This window comes from Bacillus sp. LSHTCR4 (assembly GCF_057197025.1).
This window is the reverse complement of the sequence record NZ_JBXUNO010000001.1, coordinates 2,062,622-2,087,892: the sequence shown is the minus strand read 5'-3', so window position 1 is coordinate 2,087,892 and position 25,271 is coordinate 2,062,622. Positions and strand designations below refer to the sequence as shown.

The window sequence follows — 25,271 nt, the reverse complement described above, 5'->3', positions numbered from 1 at the left end:
AAATTGAAGGAGTTTAATATGAAAAAAATGATAGCGGTTTTGTTTACTTGTAGCTTTCTTTTACTAGGTGTACAAGGGATGGCAAATGCAGAGGATTCTTCAAAAGAGATTTCCTATACAGAAAACAATGCAAGTAAAATCTTTGAAAATCCAAAAGTTTTTTATAGTAAGGTTAAAAATCATACGTATCGTTCTTTCTATGTCCCTTTTCATGACGCTGAAAATCATATACAGAAAACGGTTCTATATAAAGATTTACAATCGACTATGAAATCCGAAATAGGACCGTGGATAAGTAAGACAGCGGGTACACAAGAAAATCCTAAAATTAATCCGAATAGACAAATTTACTTAATAGCATCATGGACAGAAACGGAAAAAAATTTCCGGGTAAAATATCTTATCGCTGATGCTGAAACAAAGACTACTCTTTGGACTGGAGAAGATAAAGGAATGAAAAAAATAAGCCGATAAAAAATCAGCTTATTTTTTTATTTGTTTACTATCTTCAATTGCTCTCTTATTTTCTCCGGAATATCCTTTTCTGCAATAATATCGTAAGAATAAACATATTTTCCTTTTACATGAATCTTTAAGTAAGTTTTTCTAATAAAATCATTAGGGGTGTTCGTTCCCACTTTATATTCTTTCTCATTGCTTAATTCATCAACACTTTTTAGTGAGTAAATAGCCCGGCCTTTATAATGATAATCTGGAACGCCATAGCCCTGCGCAACGGCGTATACATTTTTTTCTTCAGCAATCGGATTAAATCTGTCTAAATCCCCGCGTAATATGAAAGGTAGTAAGTATATAGGAAGACCTATTCCTATTATGTAAATTACAAATTTTTTCATGATCGTTTCTCCTCTTGTTCATTTACATGCTTCAGTATAGAAAAAAATTCTTATGAATAAAGAGAGATTTTCTTAAGTTTTTCTTAAAAAGAGTTTTAAGGGTATTTTAACCAAACATCATGTTACTAGAACATATAGAAGAGAAAAGAAAAACTATCATCAACATGTTAAACATCTACTTTTATAGGGGAGTGAATATAGGAGAATTTAAGCAATTTAGATTCTGAAATTACACGATTAGTAGTCGTTAGGCAAGAAAGAGGGTTTAGAGTTTCAGATGTGTATCAGTTACAATTGAAAAGTTTCATCAATAACAAAAGGCAATACATGAGTAAACAAGGTAGCGAGAGATGTATGTAATGTCTTAAAAGTGTAATTGTAGGAACTATTAGGATATTTTTCCTTAATATATGCATACTAAACATACTATAAAAGGTACATAGAAAGTGAGGGAATCATGGCTAAATTTTTGAGGCGTTTAAAATATAGAGACAACCCTAAGTCATGTTCAATACGAGACAATACTCATTTTCAGGAAAAAAATATTGAAGAATCCCTCTTAGACGCTGATTTATCCGAAAACATAGCTCATATTCAGAATATATTTCGTCAAGCACCTGATTTAGTAATTCGGCAGTTTCAAATAACAGTAGGTGGATTAGAAGCAGCTTTAGTATATTTATCTGGATTAACAGATAAAGAATTGATTCAAAATCATGTTCTAAGCCCTTTGATGAATAGAGATTTTGATACCAATACAGAACTTCCAATTCCATTAGGACAAATTAAGATTATTAATACATTGAGTCAGATTGAAAATGCGATTTATGGGGGAGATAGTGTTTTATTAATCCACAGTCGAACAACAGCACATCAATTGGATACAAAAGGATGGCCACAAAGAAGTGTTGAAGATGCACATAACGAAATAGCCCTAAAGGGTGCACATCAAGCATTCATAGAAACTGGAAGTCAAAATATCGCCATGATTCGAAGGTATATTCCTCATCGTGAATTAGCAATAAAAGAAATAGTAATTGGTGTACGAAGCAAAACCAAAATTTCTATTTTATATTTGAAAGATGTAGCTTCTGAAGATGTGCTGAAGGAATTAGAAACACGAATTCAAAATATTACAATCGACGCTGTGACTAGTAATGGTGAACTTATAGAATTCATTGAAGATCACCCTTACTCGCCGTTTCCGCAATTTATATTAACTGAAAGACCTGATTTGGCTGTATCTCACATTTTACAGGGCAGATTTGTAACTGTAATGGATCATTCACCTAATGTATTAATTACTCCAACAAATTTTATTTCCTTTTTTCAAGGAGTTGATGATTACGGTACAAGGTGGTTAGTTGCTTCGTCTATTCGGTTGCTTCGTTTTGTCGCCTTTATGGTTGCTTTATTTTTGCCGGCGAGTTATGTTGCGTTTATTTCCTTTAATTTTGAAGTTATTCCTGTAGAGCTATATTTATCTATTGCTGAATCAAGAACGCGCGTACCCTTTTCTCCAGTTATGGAAGCATTACTTATGGAAATAACATTGGAAACGATGAGAGAAGGGGCTTTACGGATACCTACTCCGATTGGTCAGACAGTTGGAATTGTAGGTGGTATTGTCATTGGTCAGGCGGCTGTTCAGGCGGGAATTGTAAGCAATATTATGATTATTGTCGTCGCTGTTACCGCTATCTCTTCTTTTGTTATTCCTAACTATGATATGGGAGCGGCAGTAAGACTTTTACGTTTTCCAATGATGCTAGCAGCTGCCTTATTTGGAATTGTAGGACTTGTTATCGGATGGATGACTTTAATTGGGCATCTAAGTAGTCTTAAATCGCTAGGTACTTCTTATGGAACACCATTAGCACCCTTTCGTTTTGCAGATATGAAAGATGTTTTTGTACGCTTTCCTTTATGGACAATAAGAAGGCGTCCTAAGGGGAATGGAACCAATCAAACTATTCGACAAGGAAAGAATCGTAATAAAAGGTGAAATTATGAAAAAGTATGCCTATAATGAAATCACTCTTATGCAGTATATTATTTTAATTAATGGAGTGCAGGTGGGTACTGGCGTTTTATCGCTTCCACGTGTGCTTGCAGAAAAGGCTGGAACAGATGGATGGATAGCTATATTAATTGGTTGGATTTTTTCCACAATATCAGGTGTGTTTATAGTGAAAACAGCTGCAAGATATCCTGAGGATACGATTTATGATATTCTTATACGATTGTTTGGAAAAATAGTAGGGAAAGCATTCGTTGTTATTTACATGATGTACTTCGCTTTTTATTCTTGTATCGTTCTTATAAACGCTATGCTTTACCTTAAGGGATGGCTTCTCCCGAAAACGCCTGACTATATCGTTATCTTTTTGTTTTCGATTCCTACCTATTTTGTTGCACGTAACGGTCCTAGTATTTTAGGACGATACGCCGAACTTTTTTTTTATATGGCGCTTTGGATTCCGATATTTTTTTTAATCCCTCTTATAGGGGATGGAAGTTGGATGCCCTTCTTTCCGCTTTTAAAAGAAGGATGGAAACCTATATTAACCGCTGTACCAAGCACTGTTTATGCTTATTTAGGGTTTGATATTGCTTTCTTTTTATATCCATTTTTACAAAAAAAACAGTATGCAGTTCATGGAATGGTTATAGCAAACACCTTAACGATGTTATTTTATTTATTTGCTACTATTGTTTGCTTTGCCTATTTTAGTCCTGATAGCATTACGCAATATAATCAGCCGGTACTAAATTTGCTGAAAGTAATTGAATTTCGTTTTTTAGAACGTTTTGATATGATTTTATTGGCTGTTTACTTAACTATTGTTTCCACATCATGGATTCCTGCCCTATACTGTTCTGTATTTTGTTCAAGCCAATTACTTGGAAAACAAAATCACAGCTCTCATGTAGTTGTTCTTTTATTACTTATTATCGGATTCACATGTTGGAGTCATCCTAGTTGGAATGAATCTGAAATTTGGCAACAGGTATTATCGAATATTGGATTAGGAGTAACATATATATCACCTATTATTTTATGGCTGTATTGCTGTCTATATGAGAAGTTTCGCCAGGGGAGGATACATTGAAAAGAAAAGTACTATATTGTATTTTGTTATTGGTGTTCATGATGACTGGATGCTTCGATCAAAGAAATGTTGAAGATGTTTCTCTTACTCTTATTCTTGGTATCGATTTAGATCGTAATGATAATTTATTAGTGTATATATCAAGCCCTGTTTTCAATAAAGAGGCAAAAATAAAAGAAGAAACAACTGGTGTGAAATCTGCTACGGTTCGAAAAGCTAGAGACCAATTTGATGCTACGGTTATGGCGCTTACTGCGGGAAGTAAAACACAGGTTATTTTAGTTGGAAAAAGGTTACTGAAACAAAAAAACTGGGAAAATTACCTCGATCCATTTTACCGTGATCCAAAAAATACAGTTACTGCAAGGGTTCTCGCTGTAGATGGACCTGTTTCGGACGTTATCTTCTATAGCCCAAAGGATAAGCCACGACTTCCTATATATTTAACAAAACTAGTTGATACCGCTTTTTTAAGAAATATCACGGTGAAAACAACACTTCAAGAACTATATGAACAAAGAGCAGATAAAGGGCTAACAGCAAATATTACTGAACTGAAAAAAAAGAATAAAATATGGGTGACAGGTACAGCTTTGTTGGATGAAAAAGGAAAGTATAAATTAACGCTGAAACATGATGAAAACAAGCTTTTACGCATTTTGCAACAAGGAACTGCAGGGGAGTTACCATTTACAGTTCCAATTAAGCTAAATTCAGATAGTCAAGATAAAGATTTGATAAGTTTTACTGCCTATGGTATTAAAGTAAAGACAAAGGCAAGATATGATGATCATTTTATATTTAATATAGATGTAAAGATGAGAATCGGTATTACAGAACGACTTTTTTCGTTTAACACTAGAAAGGACGCAGCAAAATTACAAAAGGCGATTGAAACTAAGCTAGAAGCTGATTTCAAGCAATTAATACAAAAAATACAAACCGCCAAAATTGATCCTATTGGGCTTGGAGGATATGCAAGAACATACACATATATGGAATGGAAAAAAATACAAAATAATTGGGGTAACGAATTAGCAAAAGGCGATGTAAACGTCAAGGTTAAGATTAAAATTGGTGGAATGGGTACGATTAAGTAACATGAATTCAACTGTGATTCGTACTAAGATTGCAAGTACTGTCTACTTTAGAAGGAGAAATACCTTTAATAGGAATACCGTCACATCGCTATCTGGGCTTTACCGTTATAGGTAACATTTTTCAATGCGTAAATAAGAAGGTTCTAGTGTAAAAATTTCAGAGCAATGGCACCAGAATCACTATTGGATCAGTTTAGATCTATAAGAATTAAAAAAAGATTCGACATCCTGGAGTAAAAAATGGAATTGTGAAAGGTGAATTTCAAATAATGCTAATGTTTTATAAAAACATTGTATACGAAGGGATGTACCGCTTATGATTGACGGGAAAACAATACAAATTGTGCAGTGAACGGCTCCAGTATTAAAAGAACACAGTATAGTAAAGGAATTGATTCATTATGAATCGTTTAGCCCCTTTGTAATTCTAGGAGAGTGACTAATACCGGATAGGGTTATAGTCATAATAATGTAAGTAAATAGTTTTTTTGCGATACTTCAATAGTGAGGTATCGTTTTTCTTTGTATAACTAAAGCCCAACTATGGATTCTGATGTAATGTTGAAAAATGCTCCTAAGTAATGATTTGTCTGTTGTAATACTAAGTAACTATGATGAAATTGAATCTAAAAAGTATGCTAATAAAATAGCGAAAAATTTTTTGGAAAAGTAAAAAATAATAGAGTTTAGATTTGCAATAATAAATGTTTTTTCATTAGATAATTACTTTACCAATAATCGGGATGTTTGCGGATACATTTATTTTTGGGATACATAATTATATTTAGAGAATACCCAGTTCCAGTATTTGAACTTTTAATAAGAAGGGATGCGAAGGAATGAACTCACAGAGACAAGGCTATGCAGGCTGGTGGCAAGGCGGACACGGTGGTTGGCCGGGTGGACACGGTGGTTGGCAAGGCGGACACGGTGGTTGGCAAGGCGGACACGGTGGTTGGCAAGGCGGACACGGTGGTTGGCAAGGTGGACACGGTGGTTGGCCGGGCGGACACGGTGGTTGGCAAGGTGGTTGGCAAGGCGGACATGGTGGTTGGCCGGGCGGACACGGTGGTTGGCAAGGTGGACACGGTGGTTGGCAAGGCGGACATGGTGGCTGGCAAGGTGGACATGGATATTAAAAAGATACTATAAAATCTTTTTTCATGAAAAGTTTGTATATTTTCATTTTTATTAGGTTATATGTTTTTAAAAGCACTCTTTGAAAAGGAGTGTTTTTTTATTTTTCTTTTGATTTAATTAACGAAAAAAGTATCTTGTACTCCGTTTGTAACCTTTTCCAAATAGAATTTTTCTATAAAATAATGGGCTTTCCTTTCAAACAAATCGTTATTTGTAGCACTGCTATCAAAGGAAAGTGCTCGTGACATCTCGTTAATATTGAAAAACAGTAATAACCTATTGTGTTAAATTTTTTGAAAATTTAGGTTTAACATCTTTAAAATAGGTGTATTACATATTACATAACAACTAAATAAAAAATAAAAAATCTAAAGGAGGAAGCTAACTTATATGAAGAAAAACTAGATCAAGGGAGAATTTTACTCCTAGTAACAGCTGAAATACCAACGGGGAGTGATAGGCAGCCGCAGAACTATCATTCTCTCTAATAGATTGCAACATCTGATAAATAGGTAAGATAATGCTAACTTCCTATTTTAAGAAAAAATTGAAATAGACTACATTTTAGGCTCTAGCATTGAAGAAAATAAAGTAGAGAAGGGTGAGAAAAATGAAACATACAATATTTAAATATGCTGTGGTTGGGATTACAACCGGAATCATGGTCTCCTTATTAAAAAAAGAAAATCGGAAAGCTATACAAACAAAAGGAAAAAGCGTAAAAGACAAACTACAAGAAGGAAACATAAAGGAAACATTGGAGAAGGTAACTGAGACAAGTAAACAATTTTCTGTAACTGCAGCTAATGTTGCAAAACAAACATTACCACAACTGCTTACAGCCACACCAGTTGTCATTTCTACTATTAAAGATTTAACAGAAAACGAAAATAACAAAAAGAAAAAAGATGAAAAGGATTACGAAATAAATGAAAATAGTAAGGACTTAGGCGGGGAGAAAACGAAAAATGAAAAGAAATATAGGAAAGAAGAGAGTGCTTAGATTTAATTCTAAAAAGAGAAAGTGAGGAAAAAAGTATGAAATCTCTGTATGCAATTGATGTAGGAATTGGCTTTACCAAGCGGGCATATCGACAGGATGTAGATTCTGAGGTGACGATTAAGAGTGAGGCTTCTACACTAGCCCCTGTACCCAATCATGCTGAAAGTGAAGATTTAACAAAGGTAAGTTTTATAGACTTAGACTTTGCATACTACATGGGAGATGAAGCACATCAATCTGACGCTTCATTCCTTCCTCCATTTGGCGAAAAAATAGAAAATTATTATGAAAGCGAACGGTTTAAACAACAAATATTTGGTTGCATTGCAAAGGATTATAAAGAAAATGTCGTGTTACCTTTAGTTGTTACCGGGCTTCCTGTTACTTGTTTTGGTAGTCAGCATGAGCAATTACAACGTGCACTAAAAAAAGAAACTTCCGTGCAAATTGATGGGAAATTTATTACCATTACGGTGGAAAATGCTTTGATTCTTCAGCAACCGGTCGCTTTACATGCTTATTTCTTAAAAGAGGGAATCATCCAGGAACGAGATCGTATCTTAATTATTGATGGTGGATTTCGTACATTAGAAATGACAGATATGAAACAGAATGTCATTTTAAATCATTATGAGAAAGAGCTAGGATGTAGCAAGCCTTTGAAAAATATTAAGAATATCCTGCAGAATCATGCGGGTGAAAGTAATCAATTGCATATTAACGACATGCCAAACATATTAGAAAAAGGATATGGAGGTCGAGAAGAAAATCCTCAGACAAGTCAGGTGGATACTTTGATTCAAAAAGAGTTGGATGCACACTTCCAAGACGTTATGCGTGTATTACAAGAACAATTTAAGTTAGAACAGTACGATACTATTATTTGGACAGGAGGAATAGTAGATCTCCACAAAAAACGAATTAAAAAAATGCAAAGTGAAATTTCTTCTTTCCGTATGGTAGACGCTTCGAAAGAGGCTGCACTTCATGGCTACTATATGATTGGAAGTGAAGTATTTGACGACATCACCAATCAATCTGTATATGAATCTAAATTATAATCACGACCGAAATGGAGTTCGTTGAATAGACGTGCCAAATTATGTACCTTCTTTTCCACATATAAAAAATGCTTTATAAGAAAAGATAAAAAGTGCTTATATAGAGGAAATGTTTAAAATTGAGAATGAAAATAACTAATATAGGGGGTCTTCCTTTTAAAAGAATAAGACCTCCTATGCCATTTATTTTGTAATTTAGTTGCTTTAAAAACTTTTCCTCCAAGGCATGAATACCTACATACAAATTACATATTACGGATATGATTCGATCAAACATAAAACTATTCAGAAAGGAAGAATATTATGGAATGCATAAAAATGCCGAAATGGAGTTGGTATCATGTAAGAACTAGTGAGCTTGAAAGATTTTCTTCTATAATCCCTCGTGATGTAACATCTTATTTCTCTCAATTTGTAAAGAAAATAAGTTCTCCTTGTGAAAATGGATTATATGTTTATACGTTATCACCAAGTCAAACTTGTGTATATGGTTCGTTTTTATATGATCAAGATAAAAAGGACGCCAAAATTCAAAAATTTCTTCATTATTTCGTAGCTCATGGAATACTGATAACAGTTCAGGAAAAAGAGGAAGAGGATTTCCAAAAATTAATACATAATTGCCCTATGGGTACAAAAAATTGTAATAGTTCCGCTGAAGGATTATGTGCTATCTTATCAATGTTTATAGCTCACTACTTACGAAAGGTCGACTATTTCGAAAACAATTTTAGGAATGTATTATGGGATTTTTATCATCATAATAACATAGCAGTTTTAGAAAGAATTTATCATATTCGTCATGAACTATTTATGAACACACATGTGTTTCGCTTAATACAAGAAGTGTTACAAGGGCTGAAAGAAGCTTGGTTAGAAAACGTAACAAACACTCTTTGTTATAAACAAACAAACGCAAAATTAGAGCGTGGATTACAACTTGTTAAAGAGTACCAAGAAGAATTAGACACGATGATTCATTTACAAGAAGTTGTTTCTTCTCATCGTGGGAATGAAATTATGAAAGCTCTTACTGTATTAACTGCTGTAAGTACGCCTTTGACGGCCTTAGGAGCATTGTGGGGGATGAATTTTAAATATATGCCTGAACTAGAATGGAAATATAGCTATTTAATTGCTCTCTTATTTATTATTTTCACAACAGGAGGTATGTATATGTATATGCGATTCAAAGGGTGGACAGGTGATTTATTACGAGTAAAGAAAAAGAAATCTTTTTTTAAATCTAATTAATCTTGTTTATAAAAAATGTGATAGATATGTGGTTAGTAATATTATTAATTGAGGTAGTATCATATCCCCATCAAGTTAAAGTTTTGATGTCCCTGCAATGATAAAAATGTTGAATATTTATTATGAAAGATTAGAGCTCACTTCTTGTAGGAGAGCTCTAATCTTTGTTTAAAAACTATATCATATACATGGGGGGGCAGACTCATTATCTGAAATTTGTCCGGATCCAATTTAGAATATGGCAAAAGAGAACTTGCGATTAAAAACAAGCTCTCTTTAAAAGAAATAACGTAATTGAGATACTTATATAGTAACAATTGTTGTCTTCTAATTCCATATGTCTTATGTTGAGAAATAAATTATAAGTGGCTTGATAAAGCTAAAACGAATGATTGACATAATATTTTGACGATAATATAATAAATCTCGAATTCAAGATAATTTGTAAAGGATTGGTAATTATGAGTGTGATTAACGATGAGAGCTTATCTTTAAAGTTATTTGTTATATTATCAAGGGAATTACAGCCAATCACTAAACGTATTGAAAAGGATCAAAAAAATTTATGGACTTAATCCAACTGAATTTGCAGTGCTTGAGCTACTATACAGTAAAGCTGATCAGCCTATAAAAAAATTGGGGACAAAATATTACTTGCAAGTTTTTGTATCACGTATGTAGTGGATAGGTTGGAAAAGAAGAGGTGAAACCATGTCCTAAAGACCGCCATGTCACGTATGCATCAATTATTTCAGAAAGTATTGAATTGGTGACACTAATTTTTCCTCAGTATAAAGAGGGGATTCGGCAAATATTTGGTAGTTTGGACTATATTGAGAAAAAATGATAATGAAAAAGTTGAAAAAGTTAGGATATTACGCACAGAAATTGTAAGTTTTTAGAGGTTATTTCTGTTTAGTAATATCCTAATTAAATATAAATTAAATAAATAGGAGGGAAAATTAATAAATAGTAGTAAATGTATTGTATTACAAAATAAAGAAATTATGTAATTGCAATTGATATAGTAGGAAAGATAGTTGTTCTGTTAACGTATACATATTGTCCTTTTCATTATAAATCTTTCATAAAGCGGAGAGTGGGAGTGGGTATCAAGAATGGAATTACGTCATTTAGAGTACTTTATTCAAGTTTGTAATAATAATAGTTTTACTAAAGCTGCGGAAGTTCTAGGTATTTCACAGCCGACTTTAAGTCAACAAATCCGTGTGTTAGAAGGTGAACTTGATACACCTTTGTTTCATCGAGTTGGAAGAGGTATCAAAATGACAGAAGCGGGTAAGCTGCTATTTGATAAAGGAAAATTTATCATGCAACAATTTGATGACGTTTATAATGAAATTTTTGAATTAAAGGGTGTAAAAAGAGGTGTGATTACTATAGGAGGTTTATTAGAAGATCTCACTTATTTAACACCTTATATTATGAAGTTTCAACAACATTATCCCAACATCGTTGTAAAAATTATAGAGTCCGAAGTTGCGGTAAATCAAATCGTTGATAAAAATATTGATATAGGCATCACGCGTAGTGCTCAAATTCCAGACACATTAAAAAGTACCCTTTTGTATAGCGAAGAGCTTGTCCTTGTCATTCCAAAAAATCATCCTTTGAATGAAACATCATTTGTTTCTTTTCGAGAATTAGTAGGACTGAGTAGAATAATGGTTGCATGTAGTTGTCGTGAATCTATTAAAATATATTGTGAGAGTTTAGGGTTATCTTTATCTGAAGCAAATATAGAAACAAAATCTTCTATTTCTCTATTGAGCCTTGTATATAATGGACATGGGGTTGCCATAATACCTTTTTCGCTTGTTGACTTTGTTAATAATGATACCTTGAGCATAGTTCGTATTATTGATCCGACACCAAGGCAAGATATTAATCTTATTCACTTTGACGATAAATTTTTAAGTTTTGCAGCACGTATCTTTATGCAGAAGTTAAATGAACCTGAAAAGGTATTAGTATAATAATGATTATAGTGTGAGAATTAAAAATGATACATAATTCTTAGGATAAGACCTAAATTACAGTCAAAGGGCTAGTAGATTTATATGTGTGGTGTAGTCGCTTCAAAAGGGAATATCATGGGCTTTTACTTAAGGGAAAAAGGGCAGACTTTGCAAGGAGAGAAGGCTGTTAAAAACAAGTCAAGTTATTCAATAATTTCTTCGGTCTTATCGCATAGTAATAGATTCCATTAGGGATATATTGCTAGTTCTTTCTACATATTCTTATTGTATAAAGAAAACCACCGGCATTATACCGGTGGTTTTGACTTAGAAAGCAAAGCAAGTACAACCGATACCCCATTTAGTTCCATCTTTTCCTATTACGGTATGAGTGTGTTGATGGAGAGGGTTACTGCAACTATGTAACTTGTTATCATGGGAATTTTGAGAAAGTATAGTGTGGGCTAGGTTAGCGCCACCATAACCATAAACTCCCGTCGGTGACCAATCAGGTGATGCTGGCGGCAATTCAGGTGATAAATTTTTAAATTCATCATTTCCATAAACAACCTGTCCACCCATAATGGTAAGTAATGATTCAAGGTTCTTGATTTCTTCTTCTGGCACAGTAAAGTAGTCAGCAGACAATACAGCAATATCAGCAAACTGACCTACTGCAAGGGTACCCTTTTTACCTTCATCACCAGAGAACCACGCACTTCCTTTTGAATATAATTCCAGGGCTACTTTTCTATCAAGTTTATTTTTTTCATCGTATATGGAAAGCCCACCAATGGTTTTTCCGGCAACCATCCAGTAAAGAGCAACCCAAGGGTTATAGCTGGAAACCCTAGTTGCATCACTACCGGCGCCAACAGGTATACCTAGGTCTAACATACGATAAATCGGAGGAGTACGCTTTGCAGCTTCCTTTCCGTATAAATCAATAAAGTATTCACCTTGAAAAGCCATGCGGTCTTGGATGGCAATACCGCCATTTAAAGCCTTAACACGTTCCATACTACGATCTGAGATTGTTTCTGCATGGTCAAACCACCATCGTAGACCATTAAAAGGAATTTCTTTGTTGACTTCCTCAAATACATTTAAGAAACGTGTTATTGACTCGTCATAAGTTGCATGTAAACGGAATGGCCAACGGTTTTCCACCAATAGAGAAATTACTTTCTTTAAGTCAGCTTCCATCATCGTAGCTAGTTCGGGCCGTGGCATTTGAAATTTTTCAAAATCAGCTGCAGAGAATACTAACATTTCTCCGGCACCATTCATTTTATACTTATCATTTCCTTGACCTGGAGAAACAATTTTTGCCCATGAAGCAAAGTCTTCATATTCATGATTAGGATTTTGTGTAAATAGATTATAAGCAATACGCAAAGTTAATTGTTCCTTCTCGGCTAAATGTTCAACAACTCTGTAGTCGTCAGGATAATTTTGGAAACCGCCACCTGCGTCAATGGCACTTGTAATACCTAATCGATTTAATTCGCGCATAAAATGGCGAGTTGAGTTAATCTGGTCGTCAAAATTAAGTATTGGGGCTTTACCCAAACTTGAATAAAGAATAGAAGCGTTAGGGTTGGCAATTAAAAGGCCTGTTGGATTCCCTCGTTTATCCCGCTCAATTAAGCAACCTGGAGGGTCTGGGGTATCTTTCGTATATCCCAGTGCACGCAGCCCTGCACGATTTACAAGTGCTCTATCGTAAAGATGTAGCACAAAGACAGGTGTGTCTTCAGAAACAGCATTAATCTCTTCTAAAGTTGGCATCCGTCTCTCTTTAAATTGAAATTCAGACCAACCTCCAACTACTCTTACCCACTGAGGAGCAGGTGTACGCCTTGCCTGCTCTTTGAGCATTTCGAGAGCAATGGTAATTGAAGGAACGCCTTCCCATCGTAATTCCATATTATAATGAAGACCGCCACGAATAACGTGTATATGAGAGTCATTCAGGCCTGGAATAGCTCTTTTTCTTTTAAGGTCTATTTTTTTTGTTTTTTCTGTGGCACTATTAAGAAGCTCATCTCCACCTACTGCAGTTATTAAACCATCAGTTATGGCGATAGCAGATACCTCAGGTTGAGAGGGATCAAGGGTAGTAATTTTTCCGTTATATAAGATTATATCCGGTACATTCATATTCACACCTCGCCTACTTCCTATTATTTTGTAACCATGGATGAAATAGTTTACCGAAAATCGGCATAACTACCCATGATAGCAAGGACACTATACATACAGAAACAAAAAAAGCGGACATAATAGGATTCATATGTTTTATAATAGGTCCTATCAATTTAGGAACTAACATGCTAAGAGGCCATACACCCAGAAGGGTAACGATAGACATTTTCCATTTTGGCGGTGGAACTGGCGTTTTCGGAGTAACAAACCAATAAGCCAAACTGCTTTCAGTTTTGTAAGTTGGATTAGTAGCCTGAAATTGTTCTGCTGTTTTTAACAAATCTCGGCGAACATCTGATTCTTGCCAAGCACGTAGATGCTCATACGTATCAAAGCGAAAAATAACAGTATACTCTCTGGATTCGTTATTTGGGACTATTAGGTTTACGCCTAAATGCCCTGGAAATTTAGTAGCGGCAGCTTCGATTTCATGTCTCCATGTTTCGAACTGTTTTTCTTTCCCTTGTTGAATTTCCCATGTAACAATCGTTGTTACTGGATCAGCAGCATCCATCGTGTTCCCTTTATAAGTCTCTTCGACAGTTACTCCTTCTTGTTTCATATTTTCCTGCTTGGAAGCGCGCCATGCACCATAGTATATGCGTATTCTACACCTTGACCATAAGCACCAGTGTGTTCCTTTACAATCTCCATTACAGCATCATAAGTGTCTTTGTGTGCCCAGTCACGTTGGTATTCAAGTAAAACTTGAATGGCTGTCACTGGAATTGCACCAGCTTGCTCTACACGACGCATAGCAGCATTATGTGCTGTCAAACTAGTACCACCTGAAGCATCATCAACTGCATACACCTCATAGCCAGCTTTCATTGCTTCAAGCACAGGGAATGCAAGGCAAACTTCAGTCCAAAGTGCTGCAAATATCAATTTCTTTCTACCTGTTGCTTTAACTGCCTCAACAAATTTTGGATCTTCCCAAGAGTTCATTGAACTGCGTTCTATAATTTCATGGTTTGGGAATATGTCAAGAATTTGTGGCCAAAAATAACCAGAAAAGCTGCGTGTCTCAACTGTAGTAAGAATAGTAGGTACGTTAAAAGTTTTTGCTGATTTAGCGAGCAGCATAACGTTATTAATCAATGTTTGTCTATCAATACTTGCAACTCCAAAAGTCATTTGAGGTTGAAAATCAATCAAAATTAAGGCACTGTTCTCCGGATTTAACAATTCTAACTTACTCATAATAAAACGCTCCTTTTTTAATTATTGAAAATAATATATTTTCCGTTAATTAAAACTGTAATCGTAAAAATAAAATTTTTGCTATACTTTTTAATTTAAAAGAGAGTGCTGATTTAATCAGCACTAAATGTATACTATCTATTTTTTTGAAAGTAAAGTTATTATGCATTTTGTTTACTAAGATCTCGCTGCGCGCCCATATAGCTTCCAATTATATTTTGATAGCCTGGAAGATTGCTAGCAAGCAAATTGCCAAAACCTTCGACATCGTTGCGCCAATCGCGTTGTAATTCGCAAGCTACGCTAAACCAGTTCATAAGTTGCACACCACTATGTGCCATACGAGTATTGGCAGCATCTGCAACTTGTTTACTGAAAGTTCCTGAAGCATCAGTAACAGCAAATACTTCATATCCAGCTTTTATAGCGGAAAGTGCCGGGAAAGCAACACAAACGTCCGTAACTACGCCCGCGATGATAAGTTGCTTTTTTCCAGTTTCTTCGATTGCTTTTACAAAATCATCATTATCCCATGCGTTAATTTGTCCAGGTCGAGCTATTTTTTGTGCGTGAGGAAAGAGATCAACCAATTCTTGCATTAAAGGTCCGTTAGGCCCGTTTTCAAAGCTTGTTGTTAAAATAACTGGTAAATCAAAAAACTTAGCAGTGTGAGCAAGAGCTAAAACATTGTTTTTGAATTCATCAACACCATAGTCACGTACTAGTCCGGACATAAGACCAGTTTGATGATCTACTAAAAGAACGACAGCATCATCTTTGTTAATACGAGAATAGAGATCAGTCATTATGTATTCCTCCTAAAAATTAAGTAATCGAAGAAAGTTTAAATAGTCAAATACTATCATAAGTTTCTTCGTTTATAACTAAGCTGACCAATAATATTGGTTATAGCAGCATTCACAGAACATGAAGTGCTATACAAATTTATAGTATTTGAAAACTGATTCGTTAATCAATTCTAAATTATCTATAATTTGTATAGGTCGTAACTATAGTTATTTTCACTATAAAATAGATTGATTTTACCTATACATTCTATAGATAGAACGATATTGATAGTCACCTATTTTTGTTATTAGAATTGAATAGGAGGAATGTTCAGCAAATACTTCGTGATGAAAAAGGTAGGAGATGGGGGATTATCCATAAACAGAAAATGAATTCATCGGAACAGTAGAGTTTCATGCATAGAGTTCACAATATAAATGTGTATAAATAGGTTATGAGATTTATCCGGATTATTGAAGAAAAAGATATATATTAAAAGGAGGTAGGAGAATGGCGAAAATTACTGTAGGAACCGAAAATCAAGCACCAATTGAGATATATTATGAGGATTATGGTGTAGGAAAACCAGTTGTACTCATTCATGGTTGGCCATTAAGTGGTCGATCTTGGGAATACCAAGTTCCAGCTCTTGTTGAGGCTGGATACAGAGTGATAACATATGATCGTCGAGGTTTTGGAAAATCATCTCAGCCGTGGGAGGGGTATGAATATGATACCTTTACTTCTGATTTACATCAACTATTAGAACAGTTAGAGCTTCAAAATGTCACACTTGTTGGTTTTTCTATGGGTGGAGGCGAGGTAGCTCGGTATATTGGAAAATATGGAACCAATAGAATAGAGAAGGCTGTATTTGCAGGAGCTGTACCACCATACCTTTACAAGTCAGCAGATCATCCTGAGGGTGTATTAGATGATGTAGCAATTCAAGGGTTTGAAAATGGAGTAAAAAGTGATCGCCTAGCATTCCTTGATGAGTTTACGAAAGGTTTTTTTGCTGCTGGAGATCGAACGGACTTAGTTAGTGAACCATTTCGACTTTACAATAGGGATATCGCTGCAGGTGCATCACCTAAAGGAACACTAGATTGTATCGCTGCTTTCAGCAAAACAGACTTCAGAGGCGATTTAGCCAAGGTTCATATACCTACCCTTGTTATTCATGGTGATTCAGATGCAACTGTACCATATGAATATAGTGGGAAATTAACACATGAAGCAATTCCTAATTCTAAAGTAGCATTAATAAAGGGCGGTCCACATGGGCTAAATGCAACGCATGCTAAAGAATTTAATGAAGCACTCCTATTATTTTTAAAGGACTGATTACAACTATATACTTGTTAATTGATAAATTATAAACAAGTAAAAAATAAAGCTTTAAAAAAGATGCTCTTGGATAAATCCAGAAGCATCTTTTTTTAAATTTTGATATTGAGATATTAGCTTGATAAATACTCATTAGTTTCGAATTGAATAATCTTTTAACAGCTAAAATGTATTGATTAGAGTTTTTTAGTCTCTTAGAAGTATTGTTATATTACTATCAAGATAATATTTTGAATAATTCTCAAAACGAAGAAATGTACATGTTCTTGTTTGTGTAGTGAAGTTTCTTAAGTTGAGAGGGGGCCTTTATATCCTAATCCAAAAGTGTAGACTACAGCCTACAAATAATCATCTTCCTCTTAAAATTGTCGTTTTACATCTTCAAATTTTTGAAGAAGAAGTGTTTTGTTAGGAAATAATAAAATCTTATTAATTTTTATAATTAGTAGAATTTTTATAGAAATAATTCTCTTAATATATTAAAATAACATTGTATTATGTCAGATTTTAATTAGGGGAGAGAAATTTTATGTTGAAAAAAATCATTCCAGTTGCTTTAGCATTAAGTACAGTTACTTTTACTAGTGTATTCGCTATGCCTTCAGCCCAAGCAAGTACAGAATCAAACCGCTATATAGATGTACAAATGCTCGGTATTAACGATTTTCATGGGCAACTAGACACAGTAAAAAAAATTAACAATAAAGATGCAGGGGGAATCGAGTACTTAGGGGCTTATTTACGTGATCGTGAAAAACAAAATCCGAATACATTAAAAGTACATGCTGGCGATGTTGTTGGAGCAAGTACTCCTGTTTCAGCATTATTAAAAGACGAACCTACCATTGAATTTCTAAATGATTTGAAATTCGATGTTGGAACGATAGGAAATCATGAATTTGATGAAGGTGTTGAAGAAATGAACCGCCTTATTTATGGTGGATACCATGAGAAAACAGGGAATTTTAAAGGAGCAAAATTCCCATACGTTGCCGCAAATTTCTATAATAAATCCACTGGTCGTTTATTTTTACCACCATTCACTATAAAAAAGGTACAAGGAGTTCCTGTTGGATTTATCGGAGTCGTAACAACGGATGTGCCTAACCTTGTTATGCCTACTATGCTAAAGAATGTAGAAATTACAGATGAAGTTGAAGCTATTAACAAATCCGTAAAGCAATTAAAAAAACTAGGCGTTAAATCTATCGTTGTTCTTGCACATAACGGGGGGATAACAGATGGGAACGGCGTAACAAATGGTGATATCGTCCGATTAGCAAATGAGACTGATCCAGAAGTCGATGTTATTTTTGGTGGGCATAGCCACACTTATGTAAATGGAACTGTTAATAATAAACTTGTCGTACAAGCAAATTCTTACGGTATGGCTTTTGCTGATGTTGATGTAAAGATTGATCGTAAAACACAAGATATTGTTGAGAAAAAAGCAGAAATTGTTACAACTTACCATGAAGGCATGGAGCCTGATAAAAAAATAAAGAAGAAGATGGAGAAATATCAAGCAAAAATCGCACCTCTTGTTAATGAAGTTGTAGGTAAGTCTATTGCTCCACTAGATCGCAAACTAAATACAGCTGGTGAATCTACTCTTGGAAATTTAGTTGCTGATGCCCAGCGTGCAACAATGCAATCTCAAATTGCACTTATGAATCCTGGTGGTATTCGTAATGACTTAGATGCTGGTGATATTACATGGGGAGAGATATATGGTATTCAACCATTCGGAAATCAATTAATAAAAGTAAATTTAACGGGTCAAGACATTCGTGATATTTTAAATCAACAATGGCAAAAAGACATAACAAGAATGCTTCAAATTTCAGGGATCCAATACACTTGGGATGCAAACAAACCTAATGGAGAAAAAGTAACAAATATGCGCCTAACTAATGGAGAAGAAATTATTCCTTCTAAAACTTACAGCGTCGTTGCGAACGCATTTCTAGCTTCAGGTGGAGATGGATTTGTATCCTTTAAAAACGGTAAAGATGCTGAAACAGGACCAACTGATTTTGAAGCATTAGTAGATTACATAAAAAAATCAAAAGAACCAATTCAGTCTATTATTGATGGAAGAATTCAAAAAATAAATTAGGTTTTTATTAATCACAAAAAAATAGATTACCTATACTTTTTAGTGTATAGGTAATCTATTTTTTATGGGTTTGAAATAACGTCTTACTGTGATCAATTAATAGTAACGGTAAATTTGGCCTCTATGGAACATTAAAATCAGATGATCCAAACAGTTAAAACTACATCTTTGGACAAGTTAAAAAGATCAAATTTTTATTGATTTACGTAAGGCAAACGGAGTGACAAAAACTTGGTTAAGCGAACAACATCTAATTTTCGCTGGGATAACTACCGAAGTGCCTGATATACCAAAAACTGTTGATATATCATTAGGTAAATCATTTGATATGCTTGTTCAAATTCAAAAAGTGAGTCCATCTTAACCGCATCAATACATTTAGAATTATGTGTCAAAATGACAACGTGATAAGTGTTTCATATAGCACTATGAAATTTTGTTATAGAGCAAGAAGAATAATCGCATTAGAAAAAATCAGCAATGTAACCTGTTAAGAGTAAAACGAATCTTCAATATGTAAAGCGCAAAAAACACTGAAGCGAAAAGGATCGGTGTTTTTTGTGTTTTCGGACATAGATGCTACTGTAACCCTATTATAGAAGCGATTTCGAATGTAAGGAATTTGTAAGGAATAGGTAAGGAAAAAGAGATTTTCAATGTATAGGATAAGAATATAAGGAGGCGTGAAGGGGGGAGCAAGTACGGCCTACATATAAAACAATCAGTAACAAGAGTGTTTTGTGAAAATAATGAGTACAATGATTGCAAATGCATTGTTGCCTTTTCATTATTGGGAGAATTGATAGCTGTGTGGTTCGTATATGACACTGCTATCAACTATCTATACAATTTTAATAGAAGAGAGGAATGCTTTATGAAAACACGCAGTAAAATTACATGTGCAAGTCTAGCACTTTTAATAGCTGGAAGTTCCCTGTTATACGTAACACCAACATCAATTGTAAAAGCAGAACCTACGCAAAATGTATCTAGTTCGTTACAAACAAGTACGCAAAGCGATCGTACTTCCGTTAAGAAAGCAATGCGAGATGAACTGCAACTTGGATACCCGGGAATACTCGCTAAAATTTCTAAGGGTGGTAAAACTTGGAGTTATAGTGCTGGGATAGCGGATCTGAGAACTAAGAAACCAATGAAAGCAGATTTTCGCTTTCGCATTGGCAGTGTGACGAAAACGTTCATTGCAACAGTGCTACTCCAATTATCTGGAGAGAACCGTTTGAATCTAGATGACTCCATTGAAAAATGGTTGCCTGGTGTCATTCAAGGAAACGGATATGATGGTAACCAGATTACAATCCGGCAAATATTGAATCATACAAGTGGTATTGCTGACTATATAAATTCAAAAGACTTTGATATTACGGATATAAAAAAATCGTATACGGCTGAAGAATTTGTAAAGATGGGGATTTCTCTTCCCCCAGACTTTGCTCCAGGAAAGGGTTGGTCTTATTCAAACACAGGATACGTATTACTGGGGATCCTTATTGAAAAAGTAACTGGAAACAGCTATGCGGAGGAGGTTGAAAATCGCATTATTGAACCGCTTGATTTGTCAAATACATTCCTACCTGGCAATTCAAGCGTGATTCCAGGCACAAAGCATGCCCGTGGCTATTTGCAACTAGACGGAGCGAGTGAGCTAAAAGACGTTACTTATATGAACCCAGGTAGCTCGGATGGAGATATGATTTCTACGGCTGACGACTTAAACAAATTCTTCTCTTACTTACTAAGTGGCAAATTACTGAAGGAACAGCAACTAAAACAAATGCTTACTACAGTTCCTACAGAAAGAGAAGGAATCGGATATGGTCTTGGAATCTTTGAAACTAAGCTTCCGAACGGTGTCTCAGTATGGGGACACAGGGGAGGCGTTCCAGGGTTTTCCACTTTTGTTGGTGGAACACTTGGAGGCAAACATACATTGGCCGTCAATTCGAACAGTTTTAACATTAATAATCCAGATTCTTTTAAAAACATTTTAATTGCTGAATTTAGCAAGTAGGCAAAAAGGGAAATGGGATAAATTTATCATTTGTAATTTTAATCAGAATGGATTACCGCTTGAAATGAGTATAGAGGGATTAAATATCTAGAAACCATCAAGCCAAGCATGAAGGAGGGCTAAGTAAAAGGATTTCTTTACACATTGGCCAATTAAAAGAGCGACAGATATAATGAGTGATTAGTATGTATGTAGTATTGCATTTGTGTTGGTATCGTCACTGCCTTTTAATAAGGAAATGTATTTTCTTTTAAAGCTAAAAAAACTTGAGTGCTTTTTAATTCATTAACTTTAGAAATTAAAACTTTTTATTTTGTTAGGTTGATGGGCATTCGATACGATCTCAAAATATTAAATTGATGGTAACTTTGTTGTATCTCTTTAAACATACCTATATTAAAACCCAAATTTCTCAATTGAATGCTGAGATATTTGGGTTTTTCTAAAGGAATCAATTTTTTAAAAAAATTTTAGAAATTTAAACATAAAGTATTGTATACATGTAAGTATGATTAAAAATGAAAAGTTGTAAATGCTAAATTTAATTAAATAAGCTTTACTCTCTTTACCATTGGCTTGAGTGAATAGTTTATAGGAAATTACACTGGCTAAAGATGCGATAATTGTTCCAAGCCCTCCAATATTTACTCCTAGTAATAAAGCTTTCCAATCAGAAGTAAAGTTTGATAGAAGAATTGAAGTAGGAAAATTGCTAATCAATTGACTCAAAAATATGGAACTAAAGAAGACTGAAGTATCTCCTCTTAAATTAGCGCGAGCAAATGTCTCCAGTGCATCCGAATGTGAAATGTTTCCGATGAAAATAAAAGAACAGACAAAGGTTATTAGAAGAAAGTAATCGATCTTAAATAGTAACTTTCTATCTAACGTAAATGCTGCTATCAATGTGACTATTAGTGCAATGTAATAATTAATGACACCAAAAATAGATGCAATGATAGTGATAAGTATCAAAATCCAGATGGTAGCTTTTTTTCGATTTTTCACGGTAATAACAGGTAGTTCTATTTTCAAATCTGTTTTTTGAAGTTTTTGAGTAAATATAAATAATAAACTAATTCCAAGTACAGCTAAAAGCAGAATTGAACCTAAAAATGGGATGAGCTTAATTCCATAGTAAGAATATAGGTATAAATTTTGTGGGTTTCCCATAGGCATCAAGCTACTACCGATGTTTGCCGCAATTGTCTGCAGGATGATTGTATCCATCATGTTCATTTGTGTTTTTTTACTAATGACAAGTGTTATTGGTACAAAAGTGAGGAGAGCAACATCATTTGTTACAAACATGGAGCAAATAAAGCATAACAAAATTAGAATAATAGATATTGACCTGCTGTTATTGCATTTATTTAAAATCGCAACGGCAAGTTTGTCTAATATCTTTAGCTGTTCCAAGGCCTTAATGGCCACCATTAGATTAAATAAGCTAATTAACACTTCAAAGTTAATATATTCGATCTTTGGCGAATGTATTAAGCAGCTTACAATTGCTAGTATCAGTGAAATGGTAAGTACTAAATCCTTTTTTAAAAATTCGAATTTCATAAGGAGTCTTTTTTTATTTTGAACGAATACTATTTCTTTCACAATACACCACCTGTAATCTATGTTAGTAAATATACGTTTTTGGGGATAACTCGATATTGCTAGAAAAGAGGATGTCATAAGGTCCTAAATAAGAGTTTTGCAATGTTTCATCCCTTCAACAAAATCCTTTTTTTCTTAGTGTCTTTCATGTTGTAAATATGTGCAATATAGACGAACCCAACTAGGGGGATTAATTGAGAAAACAAATGTTTTTTGTATGATACCATAAATAAATTAAATGTTTTATTTTTTAAATATTCTTATAATATCCTGTTGATTCTTGATTTCAAATACTTTATATGAACTTCTAAAAGAGAAAAAATATGCATGTTTTTATGAAGAAAATAGAGGCTTGTCAGAGATTAGGTAGAACAGCATCCGCGACGTTTGGATACTGTATAAAATTCACAAAATCTCACTGTTTTTTTAGATGAAAAATCTTAAAATATTTTTTTGTTTTTATAAAAATCTGTACTTTTTCGTAACATTCTGTACTTTTAATTATAAATTAAAGACAAGCTTCTCTTAGTTGAAGATTGAAAGCGCTTTATATAATTTTCGTAAAGTTTTTACTTAGCCTATTTTTGAGATTAGTAGTGAGAAAGGAGATACTTCCATGTTCTTGAGAAAATTAACAAAAAACCACTTAATCACTATTGATTATTATGATTTAAATCACCGGTAAACGAAACAAACATAATAGTACAACAATGTTAGTGGATAAAAATATTAGTTTGCAGAAAGGGGTAGAGCATCCGTTTGTATAAGCGTTAAGTACTTCAAAATTTCAGTTTTACGGTTACATGTTGTGATGTTTGCTTAAACAGGCCAATCCGATTCATATAGAAAATTTTTATCCTTGTTGTATTTAAATATGAATGAGGTATTTATGCCAGGGAATATAGGTGATTTTATATAGATTATGATAGATAAAATTTTGGTATGGAGTGATAATATGGAAAGGTTTTTTGTAGAGTTAGTCGGATCAACAAATGATTTTTTATGGTCTAAATTGTTAATTATTATGCTTGTTATTTGCGGAATTTATTTTACATTTAAATTGAATTTTGTACAGTTTCGAATGTTAAAAGAGATGGTCCGTGTATTAATGGAGGGGAAAAGTGGTTCTAAAGATCAAATCTCTCCTTTTCAAGCGTTTTGTATTGGTATGGCAGCCCGCGTTGGAACAGGGAATATCACAGGAATTGCGATTGCAATTGCATTAGGTGGTCCTGGAGCTGTATTTTGGATGTGGATTATTTCTATTATTAGCTCGGCCTCCAGTTTTGTCGAAAGCACATTAGCACAGATATATAAAGTAAAAGATAAAACTGGTTTCCGCGGTGGTCCATCCTATTATATGGAAAAAGGGTTGAATAAACGTTGGATGGGAGTATTATTCTCTATTTTAATCACAATTACTTTCGGTCTTGTATTCAATTCAGTACAATCAAATACAGTTACAATCGCTTTTCAAAACTCATTTGGTACAGATCGTCTAACGGTTGGGATAATCATGGCCATTGCTTTTGCTGCAATTATTTTTGGTGGTGTACAACGTATTGCAAAAATGGCTGAATACAAGGTGGTATTTTTAGCGGTATTATACATTGGAGTTGCATTATTTGTTGTAGTTACCAACATATCAAAAATGCCGGAAGTTCTTTCTCTTATTGTTCAAAACGCATTTGGTTTTAAACAAATAGCAGGTGGTTCAATTGGTGCAGCACTTATGAATGGAGTTAAACGCGGTTTATTCTCAAATGAAGCTGGTATGGGAAGTGCACCAAACGTTGCCGCAACAGCAACAACAAGCCATCCGGTGAAACAAGGACTGATTCAAGCATTTGGTGTATTAACGGATACATTAATCATTTGTACTAGCACTGCCTTTATTATTTTGCTGTCTGATGCATATAAACAACCGGGATTAAATGGTATTGCACTGACACAAGCAGCATTAAGTGAACACATCGGTTCTTGGGCATCGGGTTGTCTTGCTATCTTTGTTTTTTTATTTGGATTTGGTGCGTTAATTGGCAACTATTATTATGGTGAAACAAATATTCGCTTCTTACATACAAGTAAAGTGTGGTTAATGATATACAGAATAAGTGTATTGGCTATGATTGTATTTGGTTCTGTTGCAAAGATTCAAATTGTATGGGATTTAGCGGACTTATTTATGGGCTTTATGGTTATTATTAATTTAATTGCTATTACCTTACTTTCAAAAGTAGCATTTGCGGCATTACAAGATTATATAAACCAGAAAAAAGCTGGTAAAGATCCTATTTTTTATAAAGAAAACATTAAAGGGCTTGAAAATATTGAATGTTGGGATAGTTGTGAGAAAACTTCAAAAAAGAAAAGTGTGTAATAAGAAGGATATTCAGACTGCAATATGTCTGAATATTTTTCTTGGTTCTAGTGCAAATATTATTATAGTAAA

General features: G+C 34.2%; 20 protein-coding genes and 3 pseudogenes. 16 read left to right on the top strand and 7 right to left on the bottom strand.

Features of this window, described 5'->3' with window-relative positions; genetic code table 11:
* The first annotated feature begins 18 nt into the window (after nucleotides 1-18).
* A complete protein-coding gene (locus AC2CGR_RS10720; protein ID WP_131102544.1) occupies nucleotides 19-474 on the top strand; it encodes a hypothetical protein in 456 nt (151 codons plus the stop codon).
* A 17-nt stretch (nucleotides 475-491) separates the two neighbouring features.
* Here the strand turns inward: AC2CGR_RS10720 and AC2CGR_RS10715 are convergent, their stop codons facing one another.
* Nucleotides 492-857: a YxeA family protein gene (locus AC2CGR_RS10715; protein ID WP_087964641.1), complete on the bottom strand. Its 366-nt coding sequence runs from the start codon at nucleotides 855-857 to the stop codon at nucleotides 492-494.
* 457 nt (nucleotides 858-1,314) lie between these two features.
* Here AC2CGR_RS10715 and AC2CGR_RS10710 point away from each other — a divergent pair, with 457 nt between their 5' ends.
* The 4 genes from AC2CGR_RS10710 to AC2CGR_RS10695 all read left to right on the top strand — a co-directional run bounded on the left by AC2CGR_RS10710 (nucleotide 1,315) and on the right by AC2CGR_RS10695 (nucleotide 6,209).
* Complete coding sequence (locus AC2CGR_RS10710) at nucleotides 1,315-2,862, top strand: spore germination protein (RefSeq protein WP_001051400.1); 1,548 nt, start codon at nucleotides 1,315-1,317, stop codon at nucleotides 2,860-2,862.
* Between the two features lie 4 nt (nucleotides 2,863-2,866).
* Entirely contained in the window at nucleotides 2,867-3,970 is a 1,104-nt protein-coding gene (locus AC2CGR_RS10705; RefSeq protein WP_087964658.1) for a GerAB/ArcD/ProY family transporter, read from the top strand.
* A complete protein-coding gene (locus tag AC2CGR_RS10700; protein WP_087964643.1) occupies nucleotides 3,967-5,070 on the top strand; it encodes a Ger(x)C family spore germination protein in 1,104 nt (367 codons plus the stop codon). Before AC2CGR_RS10705 ends, AC2CGR_RS10700 begins: the two co-directional genes overlap by 4 nt.
* Before the next feature lie 839 nt (nucleotides 5,071-5,909).
* Nucleotides 5,910-6,209, top strand: a complete 300-nt coding sequence (locus AC2CGR_RS10695) for a hypothetical protein (protein WP_484480800.1) — start codon at nucleotides 5,910-5,912, stop codon at nucleotides 6,207-6,209.
* A gap of 114 nt (nucleotides 6,210-6,323) precedes the next feature.
* On the opposite strand, the gene AC2CGR_RS10690 is transcribed toward AC2CGR_RS10695, so the two are convergent.
* On the bottom strand, nucleotides 6,324-6,458 hold the full coding sequence (locus AC2CGR_RS10690) for an acyl dehydratase (protein WP_416241365.1): 135 nt from the start codon (nucleotides 6,456-6,458) through the stop codon (nucleotides 6,324-6,326).
* A gap of 123 nt (nucleotides 6,459-6,581) precedes the next feature.
* Here AC2CGR_RS10690 and AC2CGR_RS10685 point away from each other — a divergent pair.
* The 6 genes and pseudogenes from AC2CGR_RS10685 to AC2CGR_RS10660 form a co-directional block, all read left to right on the top strand.
* A pseudogene (locus tag AC2CGR_RS10685) lies at nucleotides 6,582-6,698 on the top strand (YflT domain-containing protein); the annotation flags it as partial.
* 122 nt (nucleotides 6,699-6,820) lie between these two features.
* Complete coding sequence (locus AC2CGR_RS10680) at nucleotides 6,821-7,213, top strand: peptidase U61 (RefSeq protein ID WP_087964646.1); 393 nt, start codon at nucleotides 6,821-6,823, stop codon at nucleotides 7,211-7,213.
* 35 nt (nucleotides 7,214-7,248) lie between these two features.
* Nucleotides 7,249-8,274 (top strand): ParM/StbA family protein, encoded by a 1,026-nt coding sequence (locus AC2CGR_RS10675; RefSeq protein ID WP_484480799.1) that lies wholly within the window; start codon nucleotides 7,249-7,251, stop codon nucleotides 8,272-8,274.
* Between the two features lie 303 nt (nucleotides 8,275-8,577).
* Entirely contained in the window at nucleotides 8,578-9,528 is a 951-nt protein-coding gene (locus AC2CGR_RS10670; protein ID WP_087964647.1) for a magnesium transporter CorA family protein, read from the top strand.
* A gap of 461 nt (nucleotides 9,529-9,989) precedes the next feature.
* Nucleotides 9,990-10,422 (top strand): annotated as a pseudogene (locus AC2CGR_RS10665) (MarR family winged helix-turn-helix transcriptional regulator).
* 224 nt (nucleotides 10,423-10,646) lie between these two features.
* On the top strand, nucleotides 10,647-11,525 hold the full coding sequence (locus tag AC2CGR_RS10660; protein WP_087964649.1) for a LysR family transcriptional regulator: 879 nt from the start codon (nucleotides 10,647-10,649) through the stop codon (nucleotides 11,523-11,525).
* Between the two features lie 309 nt (nucleotides 11,526-11,834).
* Here the strand turns inward: AC2CGR_RS10660 and AC2CGR_RS10655 are convergent, their stop codons facing one another.
* From AC2CGR_RS10655 to ycaC, 4 genes are all read right to left on the bottom strand, one after another.
* The gene (locus tag AC2CGR_RS10655; protein WP_270184994.1) at nucleotides 11,835-13,670 is read right to left on the bottom strand and encodes an amidohydrolase; all 1,836 of its coding nucleotides are present in this window, start codon (nucleotides 13,668-13,670) and stop codon (nucleotides 11,835-11,837) included.
* Nucleotides 13,671-13,683: 13 nt separating this feature from the next.
* A complete protein-coding gene (locus AC2CGR_RS10650) occupies nucleotides 13,684-14,277 on the bottom strand; it encodes an antibiotic biosynthesis monooxygenase (RefSeq protein ID WP_087964651.1) in 594 nt (197 codons plus the stop codon).
* Complete coding sequence (locus tag AC2CGR_RS10645) at nucleotides 14,274-14,918, bottom strand: hydrolase (protein ID WP_000039941.1); 645 nt, start codon at nucleotides 14,916-14,918, stop codon at nucleotides 14,274-14,276. The genes AC2CGR_RS10650 and AC2CGR_RS10645 overlap by 4 nt, the downstream gene beginning before the upstream one ends.
* 161 nt (nucleotides 14,919-15,079) lie before the next feature.
* A complete protein-coding gene (gene ycaC / locus AC2CGR_RS10640) occupies nucleotides 15,080-15,724 on the bottom strand; it encodes an isochorismate family cysteine hydrolase YcaC (RefSeq protein ID WP_000131221.1) in 645 nt (214 codons plus the stop codon).
* Between the two features lie 493 nt (nucleotides 15,725-16,217).
* On the opposite strand from ycaC, the gene AC2CGR_RS10635 reads away from it, so the two are divergent.
* The 4 genes and pseudogenes from AC2CGR_RS10635 to AC2CGR_RS10620 all read left to right on the top strand — a co-directional run bounded on the left by AC2CGR_RS10635 (nucleotide 16,218) and on the right by AC2CGR_RS10620 (nucleotide 21,208).
* A complete protein-coding gene (locus tag AC2CGR_RS10635; protein WP_087964653.1) occupies nucleotides 16,218-17,054 on the top strand; it encodes an alpha/beta fold hydrolase in 837 nt (278 codons plus the stop codon).
* A 532-nt stretch (nucleotides 17,055-17,586) separates the two neighbouring features.
* The gene (locus tag AC2CGR_RS10630) at nucleotides 17,587-19,176 is read left to right on the top strand and encodes a bifunctional metallophosphatase/5'-nucleotidase (protein WP_484480798.1); all 1,590 of its coding nucleotides are present in this window, start codon (nucleotides 17,587-17,589) and stop codon (nucleotides 19,174-19,176) included.
* Between the two features lie 98 nt (nucleotides 19,177-19,274).
* Nucleotides 19,275-19,540 (top strand): annotated as a pseudogene (locus tag AC2CGR_RS10625) (erythromycin esterase family protein); the annotation flags it as partial.
* Nucleotides 19,541-20,050: 510 nt separating this feature from the next.
* The gene (locus AC2CGR_RS10620; RefSeq protein WP_087967917.1) at nucleotides 20,051-21,208 is read left to right on the top strand and encodes a serine hydrolase domain-containing protein; all 1,158 of its coding nucleotides are present in this window, start codon (nucleotides 20,051-20,053) and stop codon (nucleotides 21,206-21,208) included.
* A gap of 459 nt (nucleotides 21,209-21,667) precedes the next feature.
* Here AC2CGR_RS10620 and AC2CGR_RS10615 read toward each other — a convergent pair whose 3' ends face one another.
* A complete protein-coding gene (locus tag AC2CGR_RS10615) occupies nucleotides 21,668-22,819 on the bottom strand; it encodes an anion transporter (RefSeq protein WP_484480797.1) in 1,152 nt (383 codons plus the stop codon).
* 955 nt (nucleotides 22,820-23,774) lie between these two features.
* Here AC2CGR_RS10615 and AC2CGR_RS10610 point away from each other — a divergent pair.
* Entirely contained in the window at nucleotides 23,775-25,199 is a 1,425-nt protein-coding gene (locus AC2CGR_RS10610; RefSeq protein ID WP_270184996.1) for an alanine/glycine:cation symporter family protein, read from the top strand.
* Nucleotides 25,200-25,271 lie beyond the last annotated feature (72 nt).